The 21,721-nt window shown below is 55.2% G+C and carries 18 protein-coding genes; all 18 read left to right on the forward strand.

The features are described from left to right. Positions 1-19: 19 nt before the first annotated feature. The 18 genes from ftsH to HF320_RS04275 all read left to right on the forward strand — a co-directional run bounded on the left by ftsH (position 20) and on the right by HF320_RS04275 (position 21,719). Entirely contained in the window at positions 20-1,876 is a 1,857-nt protein-coding gene (ftsH, locus tag HF320_RS04190) for an ATP-dependent zinc metalloprotease FtsH (RefSeq protein ID WP_169277188.1), read from the forward strand. A 252-nt stretch (positions 1,877-2,128) separates the two neighbouring features. After that, complete coding sequence (locus HF320_RS04195; protein WP_169277189.1) at positions 2,129-3,214, forward strand: iron-containing alcohol dehydrogenase family protein; 1,086 nt, start codon at positions 2,129-2,131, stop codon at positions 3,212-3,214. Positions 3,215-3,342: 128 nt separating this feature from the next. After that, positions 3,343-3,876 carry a zinc ribbon domain-containing protein gene (locus HF320_RS04200; protein ID WP_169277190.1) on the forward strand — a complete coding sequence of 178 codons (534 nt, stop codon included), beginning with the start codon at positions 3,343-3,345 and terminating at the stop codon, positions 3,874-3,876. A gap of 472 nt (positions 3,877-4,348) precedes the next feature. Then, the gene (ileS, locus tag HF320_RS04205) at positions 4,349-7,129 is read left to right on the forward strand and encodes an isoleucine--tRNA ligase (protein WP_211158972.1); all 2,781 of its coding nucleotides are present in this window, start codon (positions 4,349-4,351) and stop codon (positions 7,127-7,129) included. Between the two features lie 109 nt (positions 7,130-7,238). Beyond that, positions 7,239-7,829: a signal peptidase II gene (gene lspA / locus HF320_RS04210; protein WP_248276599.1), complete on the forward strand. Its 591-nt coding sequence runs from the start codon at positions 7,239-7,241 to the stop codon at positions 7,827-7,829. Then, positions 7,829-8,842 carry an RluA family pseudouridine synthase gene (locus tag HF320_RS04215; RefSeq protein ID WP_432417935.1) on the forward strand — a complete coding sequence of 338 codons (1,014 nt, stop codon included), beginning with the start codon at positions 7,829-7,831 and terminating at the stop codon, positions 8,840-8,842. Before lspA ends, HF320_RS04215 begins: the two co-directional genes overlap by 1 nt. A 108-nt stretch (positions 8,843-8,950) precedes the next feature. Further along, positions 8,951-10,225 (forward strand): glycosyltransferase family 2 protein, encoded by a 1,275-nt coding sequence (locus HF320_RS04220; protein ID WP_075844114.1) that lies wholly within the window; start codon positions 8,951-8,953, stop codon positions 10,223-10,225. Between the two features lie 86 nt (positions 10,226-10,311). Then, positions 10,312-10,773, forward strand: a complete 462-nt coding sequence (locus HF320_RS04225) for a hypothetical protein (protein ID WP_169277192.1) — start codon at positions 10,312-10,314, stop codon at positions 10,771-10,773. Positions 10,774-10,806: 33 nt separating this feature from the next. Further along, positions 10,807-12,048: a deoxyguanosinetriphosphate triphosphohydrolase family protein gene (locus HF320_RS04230; protein WP_169277193.1), complete on the forward strand. Its 1,242-nt coding sequence runs from the start codon at positions 10,807-10,809 to the stop codon at positions 12,046-12,048. 2 nt (positions 12,049-12,050) lie between these two features. Continuing rightward, on the forward strand, positions 12,051-13,415 hold the full coding sequence (locus HF320_RS04235; protein WP_169277194.1) for a replication-associated recombination protein A: 1,365 nt from the start codon (positions 12,051-12,053) through the stop codon (positions 13,413-13,415). 115 nt (positions 13,416-13,530) lie between these two features. Beyond that, positions 13,531-14,118, forward strand: a complete 588-nt coding sequence (locus HF320_RS04240; RefSeq protein ID WP_169277195.1) for a hypothetical protein — start codon at positions 13,531-13,533, stop codon at positions 14,116-14,118. Then, entirely contained in the window at positions 14,111-14,473 is a 363-nt protein-coding gene (locus HF320_RS04245) for an ATP-binding protein (RefSeq protein WP_211158945.1), read from the forward strand. The genes HF320_RS04240 and HF320_RS04245 overlap by 8 nt, the downstream gene beginning before the upstream one ends. Continuing rightward, the gene (locus tag HF320_RS04250) at positions 14,473-15,264 is read left to right on the forward strand and encodes an RNA polymerase sigma factor SigF (protein WP_169277197.1); all 792 of its coding nucleotides are present in this window, start codon (positions 14,473-14,475) and stop codon (positions 15,262-15,264) included. The genes HF320_RS04245 and HF320_RS04250 overlap by 1 nt, the downstream gene beginning before the upstream one ends. Further along, complete coding sequence (locus tag HF320_RS04255; protein WP_169277198.1) at positions 15,264-16,703, forward strand: AI-2E family transporter; 1,440 nt, start codon at positions 15,264-15,266, stop codon at positions 16,701-16,703. The genes HF320_RS04250 and HF320_RS04255 overlap by 1 nt, the downstream gene beginning before the upstream one ends. A gap of 175 nt (positions 16,704-16,878) precedes the next feature. Then, complete coding sequence (alaS, locus tag HF320_RS04260; RefSeq protein WP_169277199.1) at positions 16,879-19,533, forward strand: alanine--tRNA ligase; 2,655 nt, start codon at positions 16,879-16,881, stop codon at positions 19,531-19,533. Between the two features lie 11 nt (positions 19,534-19,544). Next, complete coding sequence (gene ruvX / locus HF320_RS04265; protein WP_138377573.1) at positions 19,545-19,973, forward strand: Holliday junction resolvase RuvX; 429 nt, start codon at positions 19,545-19,547, stop codon at positions 19,971-19,973. Then, positions 19,966-21,225: an endolytic transglycosylase MltG gene (mltG, locus tag HF320_RS04270; RefSeq protein WP_349290702.1), complete on the forward strand. Its 1,260-nt coding sequence runs from the start codon at positions 19,966-19,968 to the stop codon at positions 21,223-21,225. Before ruvX ends, mltG begins: the two co-directional genes overlap by 8 nt. After that, positions 21,222-21,719, forward strand: a complete 498-nt coding sequence (locus HF320_RS04275; protein WP_169277201.1) for a YqeG family HAD IIIA-type phosphatase — start codon at positions 21,222-21,224, stop codon at positions 21,717-21,719. Before mltG ends, HF320_RS04275 begins: the two co-directional genes overlap by 4 nt. Positions 21,720-21,721: the final 2 nt, after the last annotated feature.

The raw sequence follows: 21,721 nt of genomic DNA on the forward strand, positions 1-21,721 counted from the left end.
TCGCAAGCGCAGAAGGAATATGATCCTCTACGTTCTTATCGCGTTCGTTGTCTATCTTGTGCTCAGCACGGTGCTGTTCCCCAATTTGGGACGCACCCAGCAGATCACCGAGACAGATTATTCGACATTTGTGACCGCTTTGAAAAAGAAGAAGGTCGATAAGGTCGAATACAACACGGACGACTACACGATTTACTACACCAAGAAGGGTGAGAGCGAGGATATCGCTTATAAGACGGTGGGCGTCCCCAACGATTCGGGCTTTACCGATCGCGTGCTCGACGCCGGTGCTTCTCTGACCTCGGTGGTTCCCGATAAGAACTCCGGGTTGATGATGTACTACCTGCTTACTATGGTGCTGCCCATCGCTATCTTCTTCTTGGTTGGCTGGTGGCTCAACCGTAAGATGAAGAAGGCTATGGGTGACGATGGCCCCTCGATGAACTTTGGCGGCGGCTTTGGCGGCGGTGGTCTTGGTAAGTCCGGCGCGCGCGTGATCGCTTCCAAAGACGTGGGCGTGACGTTCAAGGATGTCGCTGGTCAGGAAGAGGCCAAGGAGTCCCTCAAGGAAGTCGTTGACTTTCTTGAAAATCCGAAGCGCTATGAAGAGATCGGCGCCAAGCTTCCTCGCGGCGCTCTACTCGTGGGACCTCCGGGTACCGGTAAGACCCTGCTTGCCAAGGCAGTTGCCGGTGAAGCCGGCGTGCCGTTCTTCTCCATCTCTGGCTCTGAATTCGTCGAGATGTTTGTTGGCCGTGGTGCAGCCAAGGTGCGCGACCTTTTCAAGCAGGCCAAGGAAAAAGCTCCCTGTATCGTCTTTATTGACGAGATCGATACTGTCGGCAAGAAGCGCGACGGCGGTGGGTTGTCGGGTAACGATGAGCGTGAACAGACCCTGAACCAGCTTTTGACCGAGATGGATGGTTTCGATAACCATAAGGGCATCGTTGTTCTTGCGGCCACTAACCGTCCTGACAGCTTGGATCCCGCGCTGCTTCGTCCCGGTCGCTTTGATCGTCGTATCCCCGTCGAGCTTCCCGACCTTAGCGGCCGCAAGTCGATCCTTGAGCTTCATGCCAAGGACGTTAAGGTGCAGCCGCCAATTGATCTTACTGCCATCGCGCGCGCCACGCCGGGCGCGTCCGGCGCCGATCTTGCGAACATCATCAACGAGGGTGCCCTTCGCGCCGTTCGCATGGGCCGCAAGCGCGCTACCCAGGATGATTTCGAAGAGTCGGTTGAGGTGGTCATTGCCGGCCAGCAGCGTAAGTCCACGGTTCTTTCCGATCATGAGAAGCAGGTTGTTTCGTATCACGAGATCGGCCATGCCATCGTTGCGGCGCGCCAGAAGGGTTCTGCCCCTGTCACCAAGATCACAATCGTGCCGCGTACTTCGGGTGCCCTTGGTTACACGATGCAGGTTGAGGAAGATGAGAAGTTCCTGACGACCAAGCAGGAGATTCTTGATAAGCTTGCGGTCTACTGCGGTGGCCGTGCTGCCGAGGAGCTCATCTTCGGTGAGATGACGACGGGCGCCGCCAATGATATCGAGCAGGCAACGAAGCTTGCGCGCAACATGATCACGCGTTTTGGTATGTCCGATGAGTTTGGCATGATGGCTTTGGGTACGGTTCAAAACCAGTATCTCAACCAGGACACCTCGCTTACCTGCGCTCCCGGAACGGCCGAACAGGTGGACGCCCTGGTGGTAAAGCTGATTGAGGAGGCCCACGCCCGTGCTATGCAGATCTTGAAGGAGAATAAGTTCAAGCTGCATGAGCTCGCTCGCTATCTCTATAAGAAGGAAACCATTACCGGCGAGGAGTTCATGACGCTCCTTTCGCGCGAGAATCCGCTGATGCCAAAAGCGCAGTAATTGATTTTCTCTTTTTGGTAGTTTCCTTGGTTATATATGCCCCTGTGATCTCGGTGTCTCGGAATCACAGGGGTTTTGCGTGCGTTTCGATTATGCGCTAGCCTTCGGACGCGGTTTGGGGAGCGGGCGTTAGGCTTGTTAACGGTAAGTTTCTCGATAGTGCACTCACCGCGTATTATCAAAATGGTAAACAATGCGCACAGACGTGACGGTTCGTAAGAATCGTTGCCATTTTTACGGGAAGGATAGCCAATGCGAACCGTTGAATTGAGCAATTACACCATCGGAGACGATTGTTTTGATGCGATTCCCGAGGTCTTGGCTCTTCATGAGGTCAAAAGGGTCATGCTTATCGGCGGCGAGCGTGCGCTCGCGGCCGCGGCGCCCGGCATCAAGGCTTCTCTTGCGGGTACTGATGTCGAGATTCTTGGTCGTCACGTGTACGGCAAGAACAGTACGCGCGAGAACATCGCCAAGATTGTTAACAGCCCTTTGGCCCAATCTGCAGATGCGCTATTTGCAATTGGTGGCGGCAAGGCGATCGATACGGTAAAGACCGCTAACATCGAGCTCAATAAAAAGGTTTTTTCGGTTCCCACCATCTGTTCCAACTGCTCTGCTGGCACCGCTATCGCGGTGGTGTACAACGCCGACGGTTCGCTCGAGGGGTATAGCTACCCGCATTGTCCCGACCACATTTTTATCAACCCTGCGATTATCGCAGCGGCTCCCGCGGAGTACTTCTGGGCTGGTATCGGTGACGCGCTTTCAAAGCAACCCGAGGTGGAGTATGCCACCAGTGCCGGGAACTTGGAGCATACCGCTGCTTTGGGCTTGGCTTTGGCGCATACGTGTTCTGAGCCGCTTTTTGCCTATGGCGAGCAGGGTTTGAAAGATGTTCGAGCAAAGGTGAGCTCGGAGGCTGTGCGACAGATCGCGCTTGATATCGTGGTCAACACGGGTTATGTCTCAAACCTCACCAACCAGACTGATTTCTACTACAACTCAAGCGTCGCTCATGCTTTCTACAATGCGAGCTGCTCGATTGACCGTCCAGGCAGCTATCTTCATGGTGAAGTCGTAAGTTTCGGCGTCCTCGTTTTACTCGCCTATATCGGTGATGAGGAGAATCTTGCTCGCTATGCTGCCTTCAACAAGAAACTCGGCCTTCCGGTAACGCTCGAGGCTGTCGGCTTGGATGAGAGCTTTATTCCCGCACTTTGTGAGGCAGCCCATGCTACCAACGAATGGAGGCAGGGCAACCCCGAGCCCTTTAGCGACGGTAGATTTGCTCAGGCCATCAAGGACGCCGACGCTTTTGGCAAGCGTCTCAACTAGAGAATGCGCTATGGGCAGCGCTGCCAGGATGCCTTGATAAACCTCACTATTCATTACTACTTCACCTTGATGTGGCATAGTGTCCTTATTAAATGGGATTTTATCCATACGCATTGAGAGGAATGCCAATGGGCTTTTTTGATGATATTCAAGCCTCTATGAATCGAGGCATGGCTAGCGCCGGTCGTGCTGTGGATACGCAGAAGATCAAGATGCAGATGAACGATGCTGCGAAACGCCGGCAGGCGCTTGCGGCCCAGCTTGGTGCAAGCCTTTATGATGTCACCAAGGATGCTCCTGAGTTTCGTTTGGGCCGCGAGCCTCTTTATGATGGCATCGCGGCTGTCGATGCCGAGCGCGCATCGCTTCAGGCACAGCTCGATGAGCTTGAGCGTCAGGCGCAGCAGGCGGTTCAGGCTGCCACCACATTTGCATGCCCCTTCTGCGGAGCGCGCATGGGCGTGAGTGATCTGTTCTGTTCCGGTTGCGGTAAACCTATCGCCGAGATCAAGGATGCCTTTGCCGCTCAGCAGCAGGCAGAAGCCCCCGTTGCATCTACCGTCGGTCCCGTGTGCCCCGCGTGCGGCGCTCCTGTTGTCGAGGGCGATGCTTTCTGCATGTCGTGCGGCAAGAAGCTTGGCGAAGACGCCTCTGCAGAGTAATGCGATATATGGGCGGGACAAAATCCTACGACGATTTTGTCCCGCTTTTTTTGCTTTGTAAAACATCGATGCTCGCACTGTTCGTTCGTGCTAGCATACAAACCTGTTAAGCGTTGATGGGGACGAGTAATCGGTCATACGCGCACATCAGAGAGTTGGACCTTGGCTGAAAGTTCGACGTGCGCGCCCGTATGAAAATCACCCCGGAGCTGCGGCCCCAACGGGAGCATATCCTCAGTAGGCGTCGCCGGGATGGTCGCCGATATAGGCCAGCCGAGTATCGGATGCGAGGCATGCGTGGTTGCCTGTGCATCTAAGCTGGGTGGTTAAACGAAGAGCATGAGCGGCTATACCGCACGGGAGCGCTTCGTCCCAGCTTGTAGGGACGGGCGCATTTTTTGTGCCCAAAGGACGCGAGAGCGTCCGCGTGTATACGAAAGGGGTATTCGTGGCCAACGAGTACAAACAGACCATGAACCTGCCCAAGACCGGTTTTCCCATGCGCGCCGGTCTTTCCAAGTCCGAGCCCAAGCGTCTCAAGGACTGGCAGGACAACAAGGTCTATGAGCAGGTTTTGAAAAAGAACGAGGGACACAAGAAGTTCGTCCTGCACGATGGACCTCCGTATGCAAACGGCCCGATTCACATCGGCCATGCCATGAACAAGATCTCTAAGGACATCATCAACCGCTATCAGGCCATGCAGGGCTATGAGACCCCCTACGTCCCGGGATGGGACTGCCATGGTCAGCCCATCGAGCACAAGGTCGAAGAGAAGCTCGGTACCGCCAAGTTCAATGAGACCCCGGTGGCGAAGATTCGCGAGCTCTGCAACGAGTTCGCTGTCGAGAATATCGAGCTCCAGAAGGCGGGTTTCCGTCGTCTGGGCGTGCTCGGCGATTGGGACAATCCCTACTTGACGCTGTATCACCAGCATGACGCTGCTGATATCGAGGTTTTCAAGGCCATGTTCGATCGCGGTATGATCTATCGCGGCCATAAGCCTGTTCACTGGTGCAAGCATTGCCATACCGCTCTCGCCGAGGCAGAGATCGAGTACTCCGACGAGACGTCCCCCTCGATTTTTGTTCGCTTTGAGCTCACGAGCAAGCCTGCGGGCTTGGAGGGTTTCGACGGTCCTGTCGATTTTATTATTTGGACCACGACCCCGTGGACCATTCCTTCCGACCAGGCGGTATCCCTCAAGCCCGGCGAGAAGTATGTTGCTGTTGAACACGACGGCCGCGCCGAGATCATGCTCGAGAAGCTCGCTCCTTCTTGCTGTGAGCAGTTTGGTTGGGAGTACACCCCGGTTCAGGTCGACGGCGCCGATTACGTTGTCGATGCCGAGGTCTTCTATCACCTCCACTACAAGCAGCCCGTCTTTGATGGCGTCGAGGGCGTGGCACTTCTTGCCGATTACGTTGGAACCGAAGACGGTACCGGTATCGTCCATAACTCTCCTGGCCATGGCGCCGACGACTACTACGTTTGCGTCAAGGAAGGCATGGATATCTGCATGCCGGTCGATGATGACGGCAAGTTCTACGTGGGCGATGAATTTGGCTGCGGTGGTCCCTTCAGCGGCATGGATACCGATGAGGCCAACCCTCACATCATCGAGTTCCTTCGCGAGCGCGGCACGCTTGTGATGGAGAAGAAGATCACGCACAGCTATCCTCACTGCTGGCGCTGCAAGCATCCGGTTCTTTTCCGTGCCACCGACCAGTGGTTTGTATCTATGGACAAGACCGGTCTGCGCGAGACTGCTGCCGATCAGATCAAGAACCATGTGAAGTGGTATCCCGCGCATGCGGCCAATCGTATTGGTGCCATGGTCGAGCAGCGCCCTGACTGGTGCATCTCCCGCCAGCGCAACTGGGGCGTGCCTATCCCGAGCTATACCTGTGCCGACTGCGGCGAGAAGGTCATGAACGACGACACGCTCGACGCTGTGATCAAGCTCTTCCATGAGAAGGGCTCCGATGCTTGGTTTACCGACGAGCCCGCAAGCTATCTGGGCGACGCCTGCGTCTGTCCTAAGTGCGGTGGCCATCATCTTAAGACCGACCGCGACATTCTCGATGTGTGGTGGGATTCCGGCGTCTCCTGGAAGGCTGTCTGCGAGTATCGCGACGAGCTTCAGTATCCTGCCGACGTCTATCTTGAGGGTTCCGACCAGCATCGCGGATGGTTCCAAAGCTCGCTGCTCACTTCTGTGGGTACCAACGACATCGCTCCGTATAAGGCCGTTGTCTCGCAGGGCTTCACGCTGGACGGCAAGGGTCGCAAGATGTCCAAGTCGCTCGGCAACGTAATCGACCCTAACAAGGTTTGCGACGAGATGGGTGCCGATATCATTCGCCTGTGGGTGTCCTCGGTCGATACCAGCTCTGATGTCTCCATCGATCACGAGATCCTCGCTCGTACCTCCGATGCGTATCGTCGTTTCCGCAACACCTACCGCTTCTTGCTTTCCGAGCTTGAGGGACAGTTCGATCCCGAGCGTGACCGCGTTGCGTTCGACGAGCTTATGCCGCTCGATAAACTCATGGTTGCGCGCCTTACTCAGGTCCAGGCCGAGGTCGATGACGCCTATGCCTCCTATGAGTTCCCGCGCGCTTACCGCGCTCTATACGACTTCGTGGTCACCGAGCTCTCCAATGTCTATTTGGACGCTCTGAAAGATCGCCTGTACTGCGAGAAGCTCGGCTCTCTCAAGCGCCGCAGCGCTCAGACCGTCCTTGCAGAGCTGCTCTCTATGCTGCTGCGAGACATGCAGCCCATCCTCGCCTATACCACAGACGAGGTTATGGCGTATGCGCCCGCAGGCATCGTGGACAACCAGAAGTACGCCGCACTGCTCGATTGGTACAAGGGCCCCATCACTCTTGAAGAGGCTAATGGGTTCGAGGGTATTCTCGAGGCTTCGCTTGAGCTTCGTTCCGTTGTCACCAAGGCGCTCGAGGAGGCTCGCGCTGCCGGTACCTTCACAAAGAGCCAGCAGGTCAAGGTCAAGGCGACCGTTCCTGCCGAGATGTATGAGCTGCTTTGCGGCGAAAAGGCCGTCGACCTTGCCGAGTTCTACATCGTCTCTGCCGTCGAGCTGACATCCGGTGACGAGCTGACCGCTACGATCGAACCTGCCGATGGCGAGTGCTGCGACCGCTGCTGGAACTACCGCACCGATGTTGCGACGTATGGCGCTCACGAGCACATCTGCGCTCGCTGCGCCGCCGCGCTGGGGGAGTAGCGGTATCGATCTGCATCCTTTTATGTGTATGTCGAGGGGTCATCGATTTCATCGGTGGCCCCTTTTGTGTGATATGGTTTTGCAGAAAAACTGCTGGCGAGGAGTATGAATGAAACAGCAACAGCCCGAAATGAGTCCTAACCGTGTATGGCGTTTCGCCACTGCCGCTGGCGTTTCCGCTCTTTTTTTGGTGCTCGATCAGATCACCAAGGCGGTCGTGCGAAACGTTCTCGTCCTGGGAGCACCTGGCCCCGAGCTTATTCCTGGTGTGATTCGTCTTATCTATGTTCAAAACATCGGTGCGGCGTTTTCCCTCGGTGAGGGGCTGGGTGGGGCTTTTGTTTTGCTTGCCCTGGCGGTAATCGCCGCGACTGTCTGGTATCTCTGGAAGACCCCGTTGGTCTCGCGCTTGGAGGTAATTGGTCTCGCCATGGTTGTGGGCGGCGCCGTGGGTAATGCGATCGATCGCTTGATGTGCGGCTATGTTGTCGACTTTTTTGCCACGGAGTTCATCGATTTCCCTGTCTTCAACGTTGCCGATATCGGTATCACCGTTGGGGTCGTTTTGGCATTCGTCGGGTTCACGTTCTTTTCTCCCGCCAATAAGGTCGATGCGACGGAGGAGCTCAATCGTCGCGATGCCCAGGCGCGCGCCAAGCGCGAAGCAAAGCGTGCAGCTCGTAAGAAGGGTGACTCCTGATGGCCGACATGCATTATTTGGTCGATATGTCCGATGCCGGTTCGCGTATCGATGCCTATCTTGGCGCTCAGTCGGGCATGCCCTCGCGTTCTGCATGCGCGCGTTTGCTTGAGGCCGGCTCCGTCGATGTGAACGGTGAGACCTGTGCTTCTAAGAAATACGCCGTTTCTGCTGGCGACCGAATTTCTGTAGAGCTGCCCGAAGTTGACGAATCTACCGAGATTGTGCCTCAGGCGATTCCTCTGGATATTCGCTATGAGGATAACTACCTGATCGTTTTGTCCAAGCAGCGTGGTCTCGTATGTCATCCAGCTCATGGACATGATTCGGGTACGCTTGCCAATGCGCTTGTATATCATTGCGGAATCGATCATTTGGGTACCGTTCAGGGAGAGGACCGTCCCGGCATCGTGCATCGCTTGGACCGCGATACTTCGGGTCTCATGCTTGCCGCTAAGGATGATGACACTCAACGCGAACTGCAGAATCTTATTCGTACGCGCACACTTGACCGTCGCTATATCGCCTTGTGCCACGGATATATTTCGCTTGATTCTGGAACCATCAACACCGGTATCGCTCGCTCCACGCGCGACCGCGTGAAGATGGCCGTATCCGATGACCCGTTTGCACGCCAGGCAATTACCACGTTTCAGGTGCTTGAACGATTTGAGGCGCAGCGCGGAGATGATGGCTATACGCTTGTTGAATGCCATCTGTATACCGGACGCACGCATCAGATTCGCGTGCATATGCGCCACATCAATCATCCGCTTGTGGGCGACCCGCTTTACGGCAAGCGCAATGCCGGTCGCGCCGACCTGGGACTTGATCGTCAGTTCCTTCATTCCTGGAGCGTTCGTTTTACGCATCCGGTGACGGGGGAGACTATCGCCTGTACCGATGAGCTGCCCTGGGACCTTGCTGCTGCCTTGGATGAGCTCAGGGATCGTTCAATGGGCCGCACGGAGGCGGGAGAGCGTATCATTCCGCAGCTCAACATGTATGTTTAAGTGAGCACATAAGCTTCACCATCTGCGCTGAGCCCTGCGTTAGACTCTTTGCTGTTTGTCTTTATTTGAATGATCTCGAGGTTCTCGATGGCTTTTGATTTTTCTGGTATGACCCCCATTGTCGCGTTCAACTTCATCGTTGGCACTCTATTTGGATTGTGCTTCCTCTACCAGGTCGTTTTCTTTCTCATCGGCCTTTTTCATGGCGAGGTCAAGCTCCCTCCCGCCCGCAAGCAGCACCGCTATGCGTTCTTTATCGCGGCTCACAACGAGGAACCCGTTATCGCCAACCTGGTGAAGTCTATCAAGCAGCAGGATTACCCTTCCGAGCTCATCGATATTTTTGTTGTAGCGGATGCGTGCACCGACAATACCGCTCAGGCTGCACGCGACGCGGGCGCCATCGTCTACGAGCGAAACGACCTGGCGCGCAAGGGTAAAAGCTGGGTTATGGACTATGGGTTCGACCGCATCCTCAGCGAGTATCCCGATACGTATGAGGCATTTTTTATCTTTGATGCCGACAACCTTCTTTCACCCAATTACGTGAGCATCATGAACGATGCCTTTGACCAGGGATATCTTGCGCTTACGAGCTACCGCAACTCCAAGAATTTTGGAAGCTCTTGGATTTCCGCTGCGTATGCAACATGGTTTTTGCGCGAGGCACGCTTCCTTAACAACGCGCGCATGATCTGCAAGACGTCGTGCGCCGTTTCTGGCTCGGGCTACCTGGTTTCTTCCAAGATCGTCGAGGGCATGCATGGTTGGGATTTCCACACCCTGACCGAGGATATTCAATTCTCCACGTTCTGCGCCGTTCACGGTGTTCGCATCGGGTATGCGCCTGCAGAGTTCTACGATGAGCAGCCGGTGACGTTCTCGGCGTCCTGGAAGCAGCGTATGCGTTGGACTAAGGGCTTTTATCAGGTCTTTTTCACCTATGGAGGACATTTGCTCAAATCAATTGTCCACTTTAGGCGTTTTGCTGCCTACGACCTCATGATGACGATCGCTCCGGGCATGCTGTTGACGCTCATTTCTATTCTCGCAAATGGCACGTTCATGCTTGTAGGCTCGCTTTCACATGGCTTCTTGGCCACCGATCGCGAACTCGGTATGTGCTTCGGTTCGATTCTCATGACGCTTCTCTACATGTATGGAACGTTTTTTGTGATGGGCCTGCTCACGACGGTCGTTGAGTACCGTCATATTCATTGCAAACAAAAGTGGCGTATCATCACGAATCTCTTCACGTTTCCACTGTTCATGTTTTCCTACATTCCCCTTACGGTCGCTGCTTTGTTTCTTAAGGTTGACTGGGTCCCCACGCCTCATGAGGTTGCTGTTACGCTGGACGAAGTTATGGAAGGTGCTCAGTAGTATTTTGAAGGCCCGTCTGTCTCTGTCTGCGTCTTCGGGGTACATACCGTGCAGTTTTGTGAGTATGTCGGAAGGTGCATGCAGGCATGATGACCGTCGGGACATTGCGGCTGATCTTTTTCTTCATCTATTTGTGTCTAGCGACTGCGGCGGCTGTCTGTGACGCCAGGACGAACCGTTGTCCTAACGCTCTCGCCTTCGCTTTGGCCCTATCGTCGTCGGCGCTCGTGGGCTTTTCGATTTCTGAACGCGCATTCGTTCATCGCCTCATTTTTGTCGCGGTGCTCCTTTTGCTGCTGGTGACGTTCGAACTCCTGTGGCGTCGTGCGAGGGGCAACGCTGGCTTTGGCATGGGGGACATCAAGGTATTCTTTTCCATGCTGTTGATTCACCCGCTGTGCGCATTTACAGCGCTCGGCGTCGCATGCGTATTTCTCTGCTTGTTCTGTTTGGTCCGTTCGTGCACGCACGCTCCCTTCCTTCCGTTTCTCGTTCCGTCTTTCGTCTTGGTCCTCATATTGTTTGAATCCTGTGCATTGATTCTTTGATATGCGATGATGGTTCAAACGAAGGGATGGTTCATGGGTGATTCTGCACAGGGCTTGCATGCCCGTCTTCTAGACATGCCCGAGACGCTCAGTGACAGTCTGCTTGAGCAAATGGAGGAGAACCGTGCTAGCGGTTGGGTCAATCCGTACCGCTGCGATGATGGCGATGTCATTCGGCGTTTCCCTCGTTCTCAGGATGCTTCTACCATCTTTCGTCCGCCGTTCGTGCGTGATATCGAGAAGATCATCCATCTTCCTGCCTATAATCGCCTAAACGGCAAAACCCAGGTCTTTAGCCTTCGCAGCAACGATGACCTTTCTCGCCGTGGCCTACATGTACAGCTCGTTTCGCGCATTGCCCGTGATATCGGCGCCGCTTTGGGCCTTAACTGCGATCTTATCGAAGCTATAGCGCTTGGACATGACCTTGGCCATACGCCATTTGGCCATGCAGGAGAGCGCCGTTTACACGAGCTGCTGCAAGCCCATACGGGGCGGTCGTTTTACCATAATGTTCATTCGGTTCGTGTTCTTGACACGCTTTTTGGCCGCAACGTGTCGCTTCAAACGCTTGATGGCGTCCTTACGCATAACGGTGAGTACGAACAGCGCGCGTTTCGCCTGTCGGGACTTTCTTCTTTCGATGCCTTCGATTCCGTCATGGAGTCGTGCTATACCGAGGATTTCGGCTATATCAAGACGCTTTGTCCGGCGACTCTCGAGGGCTGTGTTGTGCGCATTTCCGACATCATCGCCTACGTTGGACGCGACCGGCAAGATGCCATCGAGGCTGGTCTGTTGGACGAAGACGCTTTTGATGATGGATTTGGGAGCCTATATAATTCTTGGATTTTGTCGCACGCTTCGGTCGATATTATCGAGAACAGCTATGGCAAGGATCATATCGAGATGAGCGAGGGGCTCTTCCGTGAGCTTTCGCGCGCAAAAGCCGAGAACTATAGCAAGATTTATCTTTCGGCGGGAGTCGAGGAAGAACGTTCCGAGATGCTTACGCGCGCATTCGAGCTCATGTATGAGCATTTCCTTGCCGATCTTTTGCACCGAGACGAGTCGAGCTATATATATCGTCACCATATCGCCCGCATCGAGCGCGCCTTGTCTCATTACGGTCGCTCTTATGATTGGCAAAGTGACTTTAACCAGACGGTTGTGGACTATATCGCGAGCATGACGGATGGCTACTTCACTGAGCTTGCTTGCAAGCTCTTCCCCGAACTTGAATTTCCTGGTCGAACCTATATTAACGAGCAATGATTATGGACACTTTGTTTTCTTCTGCCCAGCGGGAACGCTCGCTTAAGCATGCGCCTCTCGCCGTTCGGATGCGCCCGGAATCGCTGGACGACTATGTCGGTCAGGATAAGGCAGTAGGCCCCGGTTCCTGGTTGCGTCGCGCCATCGAGCACGATGTGTTGTCCAGTGTGATTTTGTATGGTCCGGCCGGTACGGGCAAGACAACGCTTGCGCATATTATCGCTAAACACACGAGGAGCGAGTTTGTAGAGGTCTCTGCCGTCACCGGTTCGGTCAAGGATCTACGCCGCGAAATTGAGGAAGCTAAGCACCGCTTGCTCACCTATGACCGGCGTACCATCTTGTTTATCGATGAAATCCATCGCTTCTCTCGTTCACAGCAAGACGCCTTGCTCCATGCAGTTGAGGACCGTACCGTGGTCATGATCGGTGCCACGACGGAAAATCCCTACTTTGAGGTCAATTCTGCACTTCTTTCGCGCGGGCGCGTCGTGGAGCTTGAACACCTCAGTAATGAGGACATCGCTCGCATTGTTCGTCACGCCATCGTCTCGCCTAAGGGCCTTGATGGCGCGTTCGCCGTTTCGGACGACGCTATCGAGGCGATCTGCATGCTTGCCGCGGGCGATGCGCGCTCGGCGCTCACGACGCTTGAGCTTGCAAGCGAGGTTTCGCTTACGTCCGATCATGGACAAGACAGCGCGGAGGGCTCTTCGAATCCCATTCCCATTACCGTTGATGATGTGAAAATCGCGAATCCGCGTCGGGGTTTTGCCTACGATAAAGACGGCGATATGCACTATGACATCATCTCGGCCTTCATTAAGTCCATGCGCGGAAGCGATCCTGACGCGACGGTCTACTGGCTGGCGCGAATGATCGATGCGGGGGAGGACCCCAAGTTTATCGCACGACGCATTATGATCCAGGCATCCGAGGACGTGGGCAACGCCGACCCCCAAGCATTTTTGATTGCCGAGGCAGCTTTTAAGTCTGCCGAGGTCATTGGGTATCCAGAGTGTCGTATCAACCTTGCACAGGCTGCGCTCTATGTGGCGCTTGCGCCCAAGTCGAATGCTTGTGAGGCGGCGATAGATGCTGCCTTGGCCGATGTTCATTCGAGCGGTCTTCGCGAGGTGCCCTCTCATTTGCGCGATCGCCATCGTCCCGGTTCCGATTCCTATGGGCCTTACCTGTATCCCCATGACTTCCCAGAGGGCTGGGTCGATCAGCGCTATCTTCCCGAGGGACTCGATCGAGGGGCGTTTTGGAAACCCGACGGCAGGGGATGGGAGCAATGGCGTTTTGAGCAGAGCGAGCGAGATCGTACTGGTCTGGCACCCGATGTTTCGGACTCGGCGGAGTAGAAGGCTTCTTTTCGCTTCGGGTAATCCATGCTCATTTGTCTAGCGTCCCCGCATCGGGGGTATCCTTGTCTATCGATATATCTTTTTTGACGACCGTTTGTTGCAGGAGGCATTGATGGATCCCATGCAGATCGCTCTTATCGTTTTGATTGTGGCCGGCGTGTGGGCTGTGGTTGAGCTCGCCCTCGTTTTACGCCGTGCGCGTGGAACGGTTGACACGCTCGACAAGACGGTGGGAAAGCTTAACGATACGATCGATGATGTGCGTCCCGTTATCAATAAGCTCGATGAGACCGTCGAGAACCTCCAGCCCGCTATTCAGCAGATTGAGCCGTTGCTCCAGCGTTCGACTATTGCGGTCGAGGCCCTTTCTGCCGATCTGATCGAGGTAAATGGCGTCTTGCGCGATGTCTCGCAAATTACCGGCGGCGTTTCGACTGCCTCTGGCGCTATGTCCAACATCGCTGGCGCTGCGTCCGAGAAGGTGCAAAAACTGTTTAATAAGAAGCATCACGGCGAGGCTGTTTCGCATGATCGCACCCTGACTGAGTCTGCCGGAGTCGACGGCTCGCATGCTGATAACTCCGTGGAGAACACGGATGAGCATCAAGATGAGATGCCCGATGCCGCGGCGTCTTGCAAGTCCTATTACACCTATGATGCCGACGGTGCAGCGGCTGGTTCGGAGGATGACCATGAATAGCGTGAGCCTTCGTCTTGAGGCGACACCCGCCCTCGCGCGCCTGGTGCGCATGACTGCTGCAAATATCGCTGTCCTGTCCTCCATGTCGGTAGACCGTGTCGAGGACCTTCGCATGGCGGCAGAGGAGGCATTTGTTCTTGCGTGCTCTTGTATCCCAGGACAAATGGTAACGGTTGATTTTGATGCCGATGATCAGCACGTGGGCATGACCTTCGATATGGGCGATGCATCGATTGTTGAGGGCGATGACTCTGCATCCACGTATGCTGACCTTATTCTGACCTCTGTTTGCGATTCGTATGAAAAGCTCAGCAATCCCACTCGTCTCGTGCTCGATATGAAGGCGGATGTTTAATGGCCGAAAAGTCCTCTACGGGCAAAGTCGCATGGGATAAGGAGCGCACCCGTGAGCTCTTTCGCCGTCTTAAGGAAGATGGTGACACGGATGCTCGCGAGAAGCTTGTCATGTCCCATATGAATCTTGTTCGCTTCCTTGCAAATAAATTCAAGAATCGCGGTGAGCCCCTCGACGATCTGATTCAGGTTGGCTATTTGGGTTTGCTCAAGGCTATCGATCGCTTCGACCCCGATCGCGGTCTTGAGTTTACAACGTATGCGACCCCTACCATTTTGGGTGAAATCAAGCGTCACTTTAGGGATAAGGGCTGGAGCGTGCGCGTCCCGCGCCGTCTTCAGGAGCTTTCTGCCAAGGTGAACCAGGCAACCGATGCGTTGACCATACAGCTTCAGCGTTCTCCGAAGGTCGAAGAGATCGCCGAATATCTTGGCGCCACGGTAGACGAGGTCCTCGAGGCCATGGAGTCTTCTAGCGCTTACAGCTCTGTTCCGCTTGAGGCCCCCGTCGGCGGAGCCGATTCCGAGGATGCCCCTTCCGTTCTTGATCGCTACGCCACCGAAGATTCTGAGCTTGATTTCACTGACGACCGCTTGATTTTGGAAGAGGCCCTGCGTGACTTTACTCCCCGTGAGAAAGAAATCATCGAGATGCGTTTCCTCAAGGGGATGACGCAGATCGAGATTGCCAAGGAACTGGGGATTTCTCAAGTACAGGTGTCTCGTCTGCTACGTCGTACCCTTAAGAAGGTTCAGGATAAGATCGACCCCGAAGGAGTGATGGGGAAGTAATGGCACGGGATACCTCTGCGCGACGTCGTCAGGCTGCCGAACTGCGGCTCCCCACCGCCCGCTTGACGCTCATTCGCATTTGGTCCGTTGTGGGTGCGATCGTTATCGCCGCAACGGTTCTCAATGTCTTGGGCGTCCTTTCTCCCGTTATCGAGTTTTTGGCCGTCGGCTCGCTTATTGCCTTTGTCGAGTCGCCTATCGTCAACGGCTTGGAACATCGGGGCGTTCCACGCGGCTTGGGTGCTCTTATCGGCTTAATCGTAGTCATCGCTATTATTGCCTGCGTTGTCATGGTTGTCGTTCCCATGTTCTTTGAGCAGTGCTTGGAGATCTTGTCCAACTTGCCTGCACAGCTACGCGAGTTCGGTACCCTTATCACTTCTGCCCTGCAGCGCTTCCGCTCCTTCTCGCAAGGGTCTTGGGCGCTAGATATCGATTCTGTTTTCGCTTCGCTCGCAAACATCGTTCAGGTATACGGAAAGCAGATCGCCGGTGACCTTGGCAAGGGGATGCTCCCCTTCATTACCGCTATTGCATCGCAGTTTTTCGTCATCTTTTTGGGCTTGGTGCTCGCTTATTGGCTTGCTTGCGACTATCCGCGCATCCATCGCGAGATCAGCACCATCGTGGGCGAGGAGAAGGAGACGAGCTACCGTTTTATGGTTGCCATCCTCTCTCGCTCTATTGGCGGTTATATGCGCGGCATGGTTATCACGTCGATCGTTGGCGGCTTCCTTGCCTTCATGGGCTTTTTGCTTATCGGCCATCCTTACGCCTCGCTCATGGGGGTTCTGACGGGCATCATGCATCTCGTCCCCGTTGTCGGTCCCTGGGTTTCTGCTGCCGCATCGACGATTTTGGCATTCTTCATCAACCCCTTCCTGGCTCTTTGGACCTTGCTGGTGACAGTCGTTGCGCAAAATATCACCGATAACGTTGTTTCGCCAAAGGTGATGCAATCTGCCGTGCAGGTCCATCCCGCCATGAGCCTTGCGGCACTTGTCGTGGGCAGCGCCCTTATGGGACCGCTTGGCATGGTGATTGCTATTCCCCTGTGCGCGGCACTGAAGGGACTGTTCATCTTTTATTTCGAGAACGATACGAATCGCCAGATCGTCTCCTACGATGGAGCCCTTTTCAAAGGTACGCCTTTTGTTGATAAAGAGGGCATGCCGGTCGCCGCGTTCGATGCACTGGGCGACGATAAATTCGCTTCGGATTCCGAGATTATCAAGGAAGATCACATGCCCGACGCGCAGGCAAAGCCGCGCCCCGACTTGGATAATCCCTGGTCGGCGCTTTCTATATTGCAAACAGGCGTACTGCCTTCGCAAACAGGCATCTTCCGTATGCCTCACGTGGATGAAAGCCATGTTGAGGGCAGCGCGGACGAGCGGGACACTGTGGAGCCACCTGAGAATGACGATGCTGACGAGTAGAACGGTTTCTCCCGTCTCTGCTCGCTCTTTTCCGGTTCTCTGTGTCGATTTAACCCTTGCTGCGCGCCGTCGCTTTTCGACGGCATACACACTGCATGTTAGCTGCTACAATCACTCTGTTTGAACAGAGGCGCCCGATGACGGCGCCCTTTACTGACCGAGGAGTTTTCTTACCATGGCTGTAGACTTCCCTAAGATGACCACCGCTGAGATTCGCTCAGCTTTCCTCAAGTTCTTTGAGGAGCGCGGGCTTAAGCTCTATCCTTCTTCGAGCTTGGTGCCCGATGATCCCTCTTTGCTGCTTGCCAATGCGGGCATGAACCAGTTCAAGGAGTATTACCAGGGCAAGAAGACCATGAAGGAGATTGGTGCTTGCTCTTGTCAGAAGTGCGTGCGCACCAATGATATCGATGTCATCGGCGAGGATGGCCGCCACCTCTCCTTCTTTGAGATGCTTGGTGATTTTTCTTTTGGCGGCGTCTCCAAGGAGCAGGCATGCTCTTGGGCTTTCGAGCTCATCACTGACGTCTTCAAGCTTCCGCTCGATCGCTTGTATTTCACTGTCTTTACCGATGACGACGAGACCCATGACATTTGGCGCTCGCTTGGCGTTCCCGAGGATCATATTTCCCGTCTAGGCGAGGACGACAACTTCTGGGCGGCAGGCCCCACCGGTCCGTGCGGCCCGTGCTCCGAGATCTATTTTGATCAGGGCGAGGAAGTAGGGTGCGGCGAGCCCGACTGCGCCCCTGGCTGCGACTGCGATCGCTTCCTTGAGTTCTGGAATCTTGTGTTTACGCAGTTTGATCGTCAGGAAGACGGTTCTATGCCCGAGCTTCCGCATCGCAACCTTGATACCGGTATGGGTCTTGAGCGCATGGCCGCAATCATGCAGCACAAGAGCGCTAACTATGATGGCGACCTTATGCAGGGCCTTATTGCACTGGGCGAGAAAATCTCGGGTAAGACGTATGATACCGAGAGCTATGAGGGCGCATCGCGCTCGCTGCGCATCATCGCCGATCATGCTCGCGCGGTTGATTTCATGATTTCCGACGGCGTTCTTCCCGGCAACGAGGGCAGGGAGTATGTCCTTCGTCGCCTTTTGCGTCGCGCTGTTTTCCATGGTCGTCTGCTTGGTATCGAGGGGGCTTTCCTCAACAAGTTCATCGATGCCGTGAACGAGCTTATGGGCGAGGCCTATCCCGAGCTTTTGAAGAACGTTACGCTTGTGCGCGGTATCGTTGCTGCCGAGGAAGAGCGTTTTTCCACTACGCTTGATAACGGTCGTGTTTATCTGGACGAGGCTCTCTCTCAGCTTGAGGACGGTGCCGTTCTTGACGGTGAGACCGCTTTTAAGCTGCACGATACCTTTGGTTTCCCCATTGACCTGACGGTTGAGATTTCTCGTTCCGCCGGCCATGAGGTTGACATGGACGGCTTTGATGCCGCTATGGCTGCCCAGAAGGACCGCGCTCGCGCGGCCGTCAAGGGCGACGCTTGGGGATCGTTCAACGATGTCTGGGTCGAGCTTTCCGACACCTGTGCCGTCACTGAGTTTTGCGGTTATGATGACTGCACCCTCGACGACGCTCGCGTTGTCGCTCTTGTAGCCGACGGCGTTTCGGTTGACTCGGCTGCTGCTGGCCAGGATGTTGAGGTCGTTCTCGACCGCACGCCGTTTTATGCCGAGATGGGCGGCCAGATGGGCGATGCGGGCTCGTTGACGGGCACCGCCAATCTTGAAGTTTCCGATACTAAGAATCATAACGGTCTGTATGCGCACGTCTCCCATGTCGTGTCGGGCGAGATTCACGTGGGCGATACCGTTTGCGCTGCCGTATGCGCTCATCGTCGCGAACTGCTTCGCCGCAACCACACTGCAACCCACCTGCTTGACGCTGCTCTAAAGGCTGTTTTGGGCGATCACGTTTCCCAGGCCGGATCGCTTGTTGCACCCGAGCACCTGCGTTTCGACTTCACTCACTTTGAGGCGCTCAGCGACGAGCAGCTTAAGCGTGTCGAGGATCTTGTTAACGAGCAGATTTTTGCCGCCAAGCCGGTCGTCACTGTCGAGATGAATATCGAGGATGCGAAGGCTTCTGGTGCTGTCGCCCTGTTTGGTGAGAAGTACGGTGAGGTCGTGCGCGTTGTTTCCGTCGGCGCCGAAGATAAGCCGTTCTCGCGTGAGCTTTGCGGCGGTACGCACGCTCGCAATACTGCCGAGCTTGGTTTCTTTAAGATTGTCAACGAGTCCTCTACCGGCTCGAACGTGCGCCGTATCGAGGCTGTAACCTCCGAGGGCGCCGTCGCATACCTCTCCGGTCGTGCAGCTCTTGTCGATTCGGCTGCCGCAACGCTCAAGTGCCGTGCCGAGGAGGTTCCTTCACGCGTTGAGATGCTGAGCCAGGAGCTTCGCGAGGCAAACTCCAAGCTCAAGAAGGCTTTGACCGGCGGTTCCTCCGATGCGATTGGTTCTGCAATCGGGGCTGCTGCCGATATGGGTGCTTATAAGCTCGTTGTCGCCGAGCTCCCTGGTCTTGAGGCTGCAGACCTTCGTAACGTTTGGGATACCATTCATACTAAGTTCGGCTCCCAGGCCGCTTGCGTTATCGCCACGGTTACCGAGAAGGGCACGCCTGCTCTGCTCGCTGCTGCTGCCGAAGATGCCGTTGCCGCGGGTTTCCATGCGGGTAATCTGATCAAGACGATTGCCCCTGCTGTTGATGGCCGTGGCGGCGGTCGACCCAATATGGCTCAGGCCGGTGGTAAAAACGCAAAGGGCGTTTCCGCCGCTCTCGATCTTGCTCGTACCGAGCTTGGCGCCTAAGAGGCATCAACGTGGTTGCACTGGCTCTTGATATCGGCGAGACACGTATCGGCATTGCGGTGTCGGACCGTAGCGGCCGCGTTGCCTCGCCGGTCAAGGTGCTTCCTGCTGCCGAGGTCATCGGGCTTGCGAAGTCCTTTCTCTATATCGTGGAGGACTATGAGCCCGATGTCTTGGTGTCCGGACGTCCCATGACTATGGCAGGGGAGCGCGGGCCGCAGGCCGAACGTGTCGAGGCGCAGGCTCAAAAAATCGCCGATGCCCTCGACCTTCCCTTATACTTTGAAGACGAGCGCTTGAGTTCGGCTGAAGCGAAACGCATCTTGCGAGAGCAGGGGCTTTCTGAAAAGCAGATGCGCGGCAAGGTGGATATGATAGCCGCATCACTCTTTTTGCAATCATGGCTCGACTCTCGACAAGAAAGGGATGAACGTGGCTAACACCCCTAAAGGACCTTCTCCTCGCGATGGACATCGTAAGGCAACGCCTACTCGTCGTGCTGTCGCGCCCGCGCATCGGCAGGCGCCTCAGGCGCGATGCGCTTCGCATGCATCCCGTGGGGTTCATTCGCCGCGTCCTTATGCGCCTTCGTCCTATTCGAGCGCTACGCATTCTCGAAGCGCAGCACGTCGTCGTCCTCAGCAGCAACGTCGCTCAAAAACTCCGGTGATCGCAGCGATTGTCTCTCTCTTGGCTATCGCTGTCATCGCATACTTCTTTGTGGTTCCAGCTGTCAAATCGATGTTTGCGCCTCAGCAGGAGCAGACGGTTGCGGCTGGCCAAGATGTGAGCATCACGATTCCCGAGGGTGCTTCGGGCGATGACATCGCCTCGATTCTTTCGAAGAATCATGTTATCGAGAATCCAAAGGACTATTATGCTGCCGTCGCCAAAGAGGGTGCCGAGATGTCCCTCAAACCCGGCGATTATACGCTTAAGACCGGTATGGATGCTGTCGATGTCGTAAGGCAGCTCGTTGCGGGTCCCAATTCCGGTGCGGTCCTCACGATTCAGGAGGGGCTCACGCTGGAGCAGACCGCCGAACGCGTCGAAGCGGTCTATGGGATTTCGAAAGATGAGTTCCTCGCTCAAGCTAGGGTATCGAAGTATGCCGATGACTACCCGTTCTTAGAGGGCGCATATAACGATTCTCTCGAGGGTTATCTCTACCCGAAGACCTATACGTTTACGGGTGCTCCTTCGGCAGACGACATCATTCGCAAACTTCTCGATCAATTTGTGTCCGAGACCGCATCTCTCAACTTGGATAAGGGTGCAAATGGTCTTTCTGCTCAGCAGATTGTGACCATGGCATCTCTTATCGAGCGAGAGACCGCTGTCGATTCTGAACGCCCGACCATTGCGAGCGTTATCTACAATCGTCTTGACGCCGACATGCCGCTTCAGATCGACGCTGCTATCGTCTATGCGCGCGGCGGTGGGAACCAGGCCGTGACCTATAGCGATCTTGAGATTGATTCGCCCTACAACGTGTACAAGAACTACGGTCTTACTCCGGGACCCATCTGCAGCCCGAGTATCTCTTCGATCAAGGCTGCGCTTAATCCCGATAAAACCGACTATCTGTATTATGTTGCCTCGGCGGCAGGCGATGGCACCCATAAATTCTCTTCTGATTACGAACAGTTTGAAAAAGACAGCCAAGAGTACTCGGAGTCCCTATCATCATGAGTTGGTTTTCTCCCACCCGATACGTTTCCCGCGTCGAGCGCATAGACCTCGATGAGCTTTGGGCTCAAGGGAAGCGCGCAATTATGCTCGATCGCGATAACACGCTGGTGCCGCGCGACATGAAAAGCGCTCCCGAATCGGTTACTGCCTGGCTTGACCATGCGCGGGAACTTGGGTTCTCCCTTTATATGGTCTCTAATAATTGGCATAAAAATCAAGTCGCTCGTTCCAGTCGTGAGTTGGGCATGACGGCAATCTGTTTTGCCTGCAAGCCGCTCCCTTTCGCTATTCACCGTGCTCTTGATCGCATGGGGGTGCCGCATGAGCAGGCGGTTATGATTGGTGACCAGCTCTATACGGATGTCTGGGCCGGTAATTTTGCCGGGGTCGATAGCATTCTCGTGAAGCCGCAGACCCATGTTGACCTTTGGTACACGCAAATCTTTCGTATCTTCGAGCGCCGTGCCCTTGCGCATGTTCCCTGCGAGGAGTAGTT

Source organism: Collinsella acetigenes (assembly GCF_012844445.1).
GTDB lineage: Bacteria > Actinomycetota > Coriobacteriia > Coriobacteriales > Coriobacteriaceae > Collinsella > Collinsella acetigenes.

Excerpts from the sequence above, each read along its gene's own strand:
- HF320_RS04255 (WP_169277198.1), top strand. The coding sequence starts at position 15,264 with ATGGCACGGGATACCTCTGCGCGACGTCGTCAGGCTGCCGAACTGCGG.
- HF320_RS04200 (WP_169277190.1), top strand. The coding sequence starts at position 3,343 with ATGGGCTTTTTTGATGATATTCAAGCCTCTATGAATCGAGGCATGGCT.
- HF320_RS04225 (WP_169277192.1), top strand. The coding sequence starts at position 10,312 with ATGATGACCGTCGGGACATTGCGGCTGATCTTTTTCTTCATCTATTTG.
- HF320_RS04235 (WP_169277194.1), top strand. The coding sequence starts at position 12,051 with ATGGACACTTTGTTTTCTTCTGCCCAGCGGGAACGCTCGCTTAAGCAT.
- HF320_RS04195 (WP_169277189.1), top strand. The coding sequence starts at position 2,129 with ATGCGAACCGTTGAATTGAGCAATTACACCATCGGAGACGATTGTTTT.
- lspA (WP_248276599.1), top strand. The coding sequence starts at position 7,239 with ATGAAACAGCAACAGCCCGAAATGAGTCCTAACCGTGTATGGCGTTTC.
- HF320_RS04245 (WP_211158945.1), top strand. The coding sequence starts at position 14,111 with ATGAATAGCGTGAGCCTTCGTCTTGAGGCGACACCCGCCCTCGCGCGC.
- HF320_RS04215 (WP_432417935.1), top strand. The coding sequence starts at position 7,829 with ATGGCCGACATGCATTATTTGGTCGATATGTCCGATGCCGGTTCGCGT.
- HF320_RS04230 (WP_169277193.1), top strand. The coding sequence starts at position 10,807 with ATGGGTGATTCTGCACAGGGCTTGCATGCCCGTCTTCTAGACATGCCC.
- HF320_RS04275 (WP_169277201.1), top strand. The coding sequence starts at position 21,222 with ATGAGTTGGTTTTCTCCCACCCGATACGTTTCCCGCGTCGAGCGCATA.
- HF320_RS04240 (WP_169277195.1), top strand. The coding sequence starts at position 13,531 with ATGGATCCCATGCAGATCGCTCTTATCGTTTTGATTGTGGCCGGCGTG.
- HF320_RS04220 (WP_075844114.1), top strand. The coding sequence starts at position 8,951 with ATGACCCCCATTGTCGCGTTCAACTTCATCGTTGGCACTCTATTTGGA.
- ileS (WP_211158972.1), top strand. The coding sequence starts at position 4,349 with ATGAACCTGCCCAAGACCGGTTTTCCCATGCGCGCCGGTCTTTCCAAG.
- alaS (WP_169277199.1), top strand. The coding sequence starts at position 16,879 with ATGGCTGTAGACTTCCCTAAGATGACCACCGCTGAGATTCGCTCAGCT.
- ftsH (WP_169277188.1), top strand. The coding sequence starts at position 20 with ATGATCCTCTACGTTCTTATCGCGTTCGTTGTCTATCTTGTGCTCAGC.
- HF320_RS04250 (WP_169277197.1), top strand. The coding sequence starts at position 14,473 with ATGGCCGAAAAGTCCTCTACGGGCAAAGTCGCATGGGATAAGGAGCGC.